Source organism: Streptomyces sp. NPDC060002 (genome assembly GCF_042737245.1).
Lineage (GTDB): Bacteria > Actinomycetota > Actinomycetes > Streptomycetales > Streptomycetaceae > Streptomyces.
The window spans coordinates 1-7,434 of sequence record NZ_JBHWUW010000117.1 but is presented as its reverse complement, the minus strand read 5'-3'; the positions used below and the strand labels follow the sequence as shown (position 1 = coordinate 7,434).

The 7,434-nt window shown below is 67.1% G+C and carries 5 protein-coding genes; 1 reads left to right on the top strand and 4 read right to left on the bottom strand.

The genetic code is table 11. The features are described 5' to 3' along the window. Window positions 1-881: 881 nt before the first annotated feature. From ACFWBD_RS41330 to ACFWBD_RS41315, 4 genes are all read right to left on the bottom strand, one after another. On the bottom strand, window positions 882-2,603 hold the full coding sequence (locus ACFWBD_RS41330; protein ID WP_385679348.1) for an SIR2 family protein: 1,722 nt from the start codon (window positions 2,601-2,603) through the stop codon (window positions 882-884). A 565-nt stretch (window positions 2,604-3,168) separates the two neighbouring features. Beyond that, the gene (locus tag ACFWBD_RS41325; protein ID WP_385679345.1) at window positions 3,169-3,603 is read right to left on the bottom strand and encodes a hypothetical protein; all 435 of its coding nucleotides are present in this window, start codon (window positions 3,601-3,603) and stop codon (window positions 3,169-3,171) included. A gap of 59 nt (window positions 3,604-3,662) precedes the next feature. After that, window positions 3,663-6,050, bottom strand: coding sequence for a Helicase associated domain protein (locus tag ACFWBD_RS41320; RefSeq protein WP_385679342.1), 2,388 nt, complete (start codon window positions 6,048-6,050; stop codon window positions 3,663-3,665). Further along, window positions 6,047-6,457: an ankyrin repeat domain-containing protein gene (locus tag ACFWBD_RS41315; protein ID WP_385679339.1), complete on the bottom strand. Its 411-nt coding sequence runs from the start codon at window positions 6,455-6,457 to the stop codon at window positions 6,047-6,049. The genes ACFWBD_RS41320 and ACFWBD_RS41315 overlap by 4 nt, the downstream gene beginning before the upstream one ends. A 198-nt stretch (window positions 6,458-6,655) precedes the next feature. Here ACFWBD_RS41315 and ACFWBD_RS41310 point away from each other — a divergent pair, with 198 nt between their 5' ends. Further along, the gene (locus ACFWBD_RS41310; protein WP_385679335.1) at window positions 6,656-7,093 is read left to right on the top strand and encodes a hypothetical protein; all 438 of its coding nucleotides are present in this window, start codon (window positions 6,656-6,658) and stop codon (window positions 7,091-7,093) included. The last annotated feature ends 341 nt before the right edge of the window (window positions 7,094-7,434 follow it).

Below are 7,434 nucleotides of genomic sequence, written 5' to 3'. Positions count from 1 at the left end.
AGAGCTACCTCGCCGGCCTCCACCTCCGCGCCTCAATGATCTGGATCAACGACCTGCTGAAGGCAACTGATTGATCACGACGTCACACAGGCCCTAGTGGTCGTCGGCGCAGTCGGATGAGCGCGGGGCAGGAAGGTCGGTCGGGAGTCTCCACGGCGGCGTGGGGCGTCGCGGGGCCCGGGCGCCGGGGGAACTCTGTCCGCGAGCCTCCCTGGATCTTTCTCGTCGAGACCCGCGGACTTGAGGTGGGCCTCTTTAGGGGGACGAAGGCGCTGTAACTGTGCAAGGCAGATTCCACGGTTGCTGACCAGTTGCGTGGCATTCGGCCCACAGGCGTAGGGGTGCCGTCGTACTGGTCGTGCCAGCGCTGGTTGCCGTCGGCGCCTTCGTACCAGCGGGGCTTCAAGCTGGGGTCGAGGGCGAGGAGCCAGGTGTCGTCGGGGTGGAGCTCGGCTACGCGTCTCGTCGGCGCCCTGCATGCGGGGCCGGAACTGGTAGGGCCCCCAGATGATGGCGACCATCTGCTCGGGAGTGGCGGTACTGGCGAGTTGGTTGTCGCGGCTGCGATCGCGGTCGTCGCGGATGGCGAGGAGGAGGCGGTCGAGAACGCGGAGTCCGGCGGGTCCGTCGAACCGTACGGCGAGCCGGAGATGGGGGTTCTGCAGAATCTCCAGGTGGAGGCGGGGGGGGGGTGTTCGCGCGGCGTACGGCGAACAGCGCGGCTCCGGCGGCCGCGGCGCTGAAGGCGGTGCCCACAGTGCTGAGGACGGCGAGCGAGGTGTTGAGGGAGTCCCTGGGCGAGGGTACCGCTGGCCAGGTGGCGGGGGTGAACGCCGTTGCTGTGTCGAGGTGTTCAGTTCCAGCACCCGGTCGGGCATTTGCTACGCGAAGCGTCTGTGGCGGGCGATGTCATCGAAGGAGAGTTCGGCGGAGGCCATCAGTTCCTGGAGCAGGGTGAGGTTGCCGCGGAGGAAGCCTTCCTGGAGCAGGGGGACGTTGTCGCCGTGCTTGTCGATCTGAGTTTTGAGCCAGGTGGCGGGGGCGGGCTCGTACGTGTCGAGGTAGCCGTTCTGTTGGATGTGGGGCATGTCGAAACCTTGGTCGGCGTCGTTCTGGACGAGCAGGCGCAGGTACTCGAAGCGTTCCCATGCCTCGCTGTAGGCGGTCGTACTGAGGGCGAGGTGCCGGGTGAAGACGGGGTGTAGCAGATCATGGAGGTATGCGGAGGACTCACGGCCAGGGGGGTTGAGGGTTGCGTAGGGACTGAGGGCGGCCACGGCGTGGCGTTTGCCGCCCCATCGGTGCTCTACCTGGGGCTCGGTGAGGACCTGGGCGAGGGTGTCCCAGCGTTCGGCGGCCAGAGCGGCGATACCTGCCGTGTAGATCATCATGACGGCGGGACCCTGTGCGAGGTGGGTCAGGGCGGGGAGGCCGCCGGGGGGTTGGGGTGTGGCGAGGGTTTCGATGTCGCGGAGCCACCAGCGGTCGGTTGTGTTGCTGCCCCAGTAGGCGGTGACGGCGACCAGGGCGAGCAGTAGTTCCGTCTCGGACTCCAGAGTGGCGATCCGGCGGTTGTGTTCGGCGTCGATGTTGGCGCCGTTGGCAAGGTTCCACGGCCCCGTGGTGCGCAGGGGGAGGGCGGCGATGCGGTCGAGCTCGCGGCGGAGGGTGTCGTGCAGGGTGATGGCCTGGCTGAAGCCGTTCAGGTCGCGTTTGGTTCTGGCCACGGCGATGTCGATGCCTACGGGGTGGCGACGGGCGAGGTCGGCGACGGCGTCGGCGGCGTCGGCGGTCTGGGTGAAGAAGGTGTCGGCGTCGGCCGGGACGTAAGTGAGGCCGCGGTGGGTGAGGAGTTTGTGGGCGCTCTCGGGCAGCGGCCGGGGGTCGGCCCAGTAGGAGGCGAAGAAGCGGGTGGCGCTGCGGGCGATGGCTTTGCGCAGGGCCGGGTCCCATTCGGCGGACCAACCGGAGATGATCAGGCCGTAGTCGGTGAGGACGCGGTCGAGTAGCTGGTTGATCCCCTCGTCGTACTGGTCGAGTTCGTCGGGGGTGTTGCGCATGCTCTCGTGGTCGAGGTAGTCGCCGTGGACGTGGATGACGAGGGCCTTGATGGTGTGCAGGGGAGCGAGGCCGCGGGCGTCGTTGGCGTCGGCGACGACGGTGGGCTCTATGCCCACCTCGCGCAGGGCGGTCTCCATGAGCCGGTCGAAGTTGGTCGTCAGCACGATCGGCACGCGCCCGGCTGCGGCTAGCCGGGCGATGGCGCGGTGCGCCGCGGTGGGCTGCTTGAGGCCGTCCTCACGCTCCTGGTCGTTGGGCTCGAAGTAGGCGCGCAGCAGGGCCTGCCGCTCGTTTCGGGTGCTGGTGAGCGCGGTCAGGAGGCCGTCGTAGGTGGCCGGGTGTCCGAAGCGTTCCTGGTACCAGGCGTGCAGGTCGACGATTCCGGTGGTGCCCTCGGCGGCCGCCAGGCGCGCGATGAGGTCCTCCTGGACATTCCACGCGGACGGCATGCCCGCGGCGATCGAGGCGCCGGCCCCGAGCAGGACCGCGTACGCGCGGGGGGTGTCACGCATGGTGAACGCGAGCTGGACGTGCGGTTCCACAACTAGCCTCCGGGTGCGACGGCATGACGGGGTGTCGGTCGCACGGGGCGGCCTGTCCTCACCCCACCTTACCGTCAGTTTGACGAAAAAGAGTGCTGGTTGTTCCGGTCCGGGAGGCGTTCGGACTCAGCACCCAGGCGGCTACCCGCTACACCGCCACCGGGAACTTTCCCCTCCGAGTGACCGTCTGCGGCGCAGGGCCTGGCCCCGGGCCGGCCGAGTCTTCCGGCCGGCCCGATATACCCCTGCCTCACGTTACGGCCGGGACCAGCACGGCCAGCAGTGCGATGAACAGCGTCATGACGCTGAAGCACACGAAAGCGCCGCGGCCGATGGTCCGGCGAGCCCCCCTCGCGGGAGGCGCCGCTACCTCGAAGCCGCACAGGCCGCCGCCGCATTCATCAACCCCATGCTCAACAGCACAGCCCAGGGAACCTGGAACCCCGACCACGCTGCATGGGATTAGAGCGGGCCGACCACTGAGCGTCTTCAGTGTCGCCGCACCCACGGTGCACGGTGGAGTCAGGTCCGCTGCGTCCGCACGCCGGCCGGTGACTGGCTGGGTCTACCAGGCGGGGCGTATGTCCTGGCGGGCAGTGGAGAAGCCGGTGGGCATGGGCGTTTCCGTCCGCCACAGCACGCCCGGGTCGGGCGGGTACTCACCGGTGCCCAGTGCTGGGCCGTGCAGGCGCCGGTGGTCGGGGAGAGGCTGTTCGGCCAGTACACCGTCGCGCATCATCCACAGCCCGAAGCAGTGGTCGTCCTCGTCATGGATCAGCACCTGCACGCTCTCCGGATAGAGCCACGCCAGGGACTCCAGGTGTCGGAGCAGACCTGAGCGTGGACGCACCCGCTCGAACTCGATCACCCACGCGCCAACGAACAGGTCCAGCTGCTCGAAGTGGCCTTCCCAACTGCGCGAGTCATCGGGCTGTGTCAGTGGTTTCATCACCTCGTCCGCGTACGGAGCCAACACGATGACCTGCGCGAATCTGCTCATGCCGAAGTATTGGCCTACCCCGCCGACCAGCGGCAAGCGAATTGGGAGGAGCGCTGAGGTCAGACTGCCCAGTCGACACCGAGCGCGGCCAGCTGTGCGAGCCGGTCAGTGGCCAGCCCTGCTCTGCGGCCCTTGAGGTTCATGATCCACACCCCCAGCTTGATCGCGTGTTCCTCACCGTCGATCACGATCCGTTCGATGTGGGAGCGGCTGATCGGCCCTACCGTGCCCATGCGGTCTTTGTACTGAGTCAGCGCTGCCAGACCTCGCTGGAAGGCGTCAGGGCCGCCGCGAGGACCCTTGCCGGGCGTAGCCGGCTCTGGGGTCAGCGGCATGACACCGAGGGCCTCGAGGCGCTGGCGTTGGCCGTCCGTGAGTCCTGCCCACACACTCGGTTGGCGCTGCCGAAGGAGCCACCGCCCGACGTCCTGTCCTCCTACGGTCACCCCCGGCAGGAGCTCCGTCCCTATCTCGTCGCGCAGGAGCTCGCGCACGGCCGCGTAGTGGCGTTGCCAGTCGGCCGGCCAGGCGGGGTTCCAGTCCGGGTCGATCGCCTCGAGCGACGCTGCCCATTCAGGGTGCCCGTCCAGCGCACCGGGCCTTCGGAGATTCGCCAGCCACATCCCCAACGGCCGGTCCAGCACGGTGGCCGTCCGCGGAGCACAGAGACTGAACGCCTGCTCGTGGTAGACCCGCGCGGCCGCCAGATTCTCCTGGAACCGTTCATCGGCCGGCGACCACACCATGCCCAGCTGCTCGAGCCGTCGAGCGCGCTGGCCGGTCATCTGCCCGGCTCCGTACGCCCGTCGTTGTTCTGCCACCCACTGCCCGAGCGGTGTCGCGCCCTCCCGGTGCTCGTAGGGCACTCGAGCGTTCCCGGTCCGTTCGACGTACCGGCGCAGCGCCGCCCAGCCGCGGGCCCAGTCCTGGCGTTCGGTGTCGATGACGTTGAAGGAGACCCAGTCCGCGACCATCACCGGATCCCTGGGGGCGGCAAAACGGAGCAGCAACCGTGATTCTTCCTCGCCCTCCTCCGGCGCGACGCCGATGTTCACGGACGGCTGTGCGACGTCTTTCTGAGGCTCCTGCGGGATCGCGAGCAATTCAACAGCCTCTTCATCATGAGCGCGCAGTCCAGCCAATACCTTTACAAGCGGCCTATACGACCCGGAGGTGAATATATCCTCCGGTTTTTCTCCCGGCTGGAGAAATACCGGCACGATCAGCGAGGCCAGTTTCCCTTGTCCGGGCTTTTGACGGAGTGCGCGGCCGATGGCCTGGACGATGTCGTGTGGGGCGCCCTTGGGGTCAAGTAGGGCGACGGAGTCCACGGCGCGGATGTCGACGCCCTCGCCCAGGACACGGCAGTTCGAGAGCACGGCCCGCTGTGCCGTGGTCCCGAACGAGCCGAGGACCTCCCGCCGGCGCTCGGGGGCGTGCTCGCCGCACAGCCAGTCCGCCCAGACCCGAGCGGGATACGCCTCGGGCTGGTCGGCGTGCAGCTTGGCCGCCACCCGCTCCAGGCCCTCCGCGTATGCCTGTGCCTCTATCGTCCGGTGGTGGAAGGTGATGCATGTCGACAGATCATGCTGCGCCATCGTATGCAGCAGCGCCGCCTGGAGTGCCCCGAGCCGCTGCCCCCGCACTTCCTCGCTGCGCCGCTCCTCACCCATCAGCCGCTCCGGGGTGACGACCGGGTCCTTCAGCTCCAGCACGATGATCTGATACCGCGCCAACAACCCGCGCGAGACCGCGGACGCGAGCGACAGCTTGTACAGGACGGGCCCGAAGACCTTCTCGTCGTCCATGGACGCTGCCATCTCCCGAGGCAGCGGATCCCGCACCCCCTCAGCAACCTCCCGGCTCAGCCGTTCCTCCCAGATTCGCGGCGTCGCCGTCAGGTACAGCCGCCGGGAAGCCGGGATGACGCTCTGGTCGTGGATGTCCGCCCACGCCTTACCCATCGACCCACTCGTCCGGTGCGCCTCATCAACCACCGCGAGGTCTACTCGATCAAGCTTCTGACCGTAGACACCCTCGAACGCCTCCGCCAGAACACCCAAAGACGCGTAGGTGGCATAGATGGTGACCGGCCCCTGCCCGTGCCACAACGCCAACTGGACCGGATTCGTCGTGGAGCGCACCTTCAACGACCACAACTCCGGATCGTCCTGAAGCGAACACACCGCAACTGCCGGCCCCCGATGCCCGACCTCATGCCACGCCTTCACCGTCTGGGAGAGAAGATCCAAGGTCGGCACCAGCACCAGCACCCGCCCACGCGGCGTAATCCGCCGCGCCGCGGCGGCAGCCATGAAGGTCTTCCCTGTCCCGCACGCGGCATGGACCTGCCCCCGCATGCCCTGCACGGGAATCCCACCCGGGGGAGCGTCCAGCCCCCGCACGATGGCATCCACAGCCTCGACCTGATGGTCACGCAGTTTCATGACGACCCCCCGCATCCCCCGAGCCCCGTGCCGGACGACAGGAACCGCTCCAGCAAGCGCTGCGCCGGCTCATGGTTGTAACTGTGTGCGATCTGCAAGGGAGTCTCACCGTTCGCGGTGGGCAACCGCGGATCGGCACCGTAGGCCAACAGAATCGCTGTGGCAGCCGTGTTCAGCGGATGACTCGACTGAAGATGGCTGTCTCCTTCGAGTTCTATGGCGTGGGTGAGCAACGTGTGACCGAAGCACATCTCGTTCGGGTCAGCCCCGGCATCCAGCAGCGCGGCGAGCGTCTCATATTCACTCATCTCTACTGCCTGATGCACAGGAGTCCACCTCTCGATGCCGTCGACCGCCGTCATGATGAATTCTCTGTCCATGATCTCTCCCGCCGTATGCTCGAACATCAACTGATGGGAGGAGGCATTTCACTGCGTGACCGGAGAGCCATGGTGCAGCATTCCCAAACTCTACACAGTGCAGCATCATGATGCACTCTTGTTTACTGCCTTCCTCAAGTGGATTGGAAGCGCATTTCCCAACGCTACATGCTGCATCAACCTGCCGGTCGAGGTTCGACCAGCCGAGGAAGATAGGCTCCCGCCATGACTGCCGAGTGGTACGTCCTCGTCGAAGAGGACACCCTGACAACCGAGAACCCCGACGGCGTGGAGGTGCGGCTGCACCGATGGATGCTCGTGGGCACGCATCACATTGGCCAGGATCAGGCGGAGGCGGTCGCAGCGGCCGAGGATGCGGCTGTGCATTACATACCTGGTGTACTGGCCCGGCGTGCGCGGCCGGGTGACGAGCCGGCCCGGCATGTCTTCCTCGCTCAAGACGGTGCGTGGGTAGTGCTTGTGAGGCAGCGTCATCGTGAGTGCCACATACGGGTGACCGCAGCCCGGCTTGTGCATTCGCAGGAAGAGAAGGAAGCCCCGCCGAAAAGCCTGAAGGAAAAGTTCCGCACTCTGCTGGAGGAACCGCCGCCCCCTGTGAAGCCCTGGACGTGGACGCCACCGGGCAAGCTCGAACAAGACTGACCCGAGCCCCTTGCTCCTTGCCAGCCCCGGGCCGCGCGAAGCGTGGCCCGGAAGCCTCGCACGCCAGTGGGAGGCCGCGGTACGCAGCGCAGCGGAGAACCGCCCAGCAGACTCGCTCCTGGAGTGCAGCGGAAGGAGCTCAAGCCCCGTGCCGCGCACGAGGCTTGAGCAGGTACCAGACGCCCAGGATTCCCGCTTGCGGGAATCCTGCCTCTCCGCGCTTGCGCGGAGAGGCTCGCCCTAGAATTCCGTTTACGGAATTCATTCCCGCGTTTACGCGGGAATTCGAATTGCGCTTGCGCAATTCGCGCTCTATGCCCCGGCTTGCCGGGGCATTACCC

Coding starts and splice junctions, on each gene's coding strand:
- ACFWBD_RS41315 (WP_385679339.1), bottom strand. CDS start 6,457: ATGTTCGAGCATACGGCGGGAGAGATCATGGACAGAGAATTCATCATG.
- ACFWBD_RS41310 (WP_385679335.1), top strand. CDS start 6,656: ATGACTGCCGAGTGGTACGTCCTCGTCGAAGAGGACACCCTGACAACC.
- ACFWBD_RS41325 (WP_385679345.1), bottom strand. CDS start 3,603: ATGAGCAGATTCGCGCAGGTCATCGTGTTGGCTCCGTACGCGGACGAG.
- ACFWBD_RS41320 (WP_385679342.1), bottom strand. CDS start 6,050: ATGAAACTGCGTGACCATCAGGTCGAGGCTGTGGATGCCATCGTGCGG.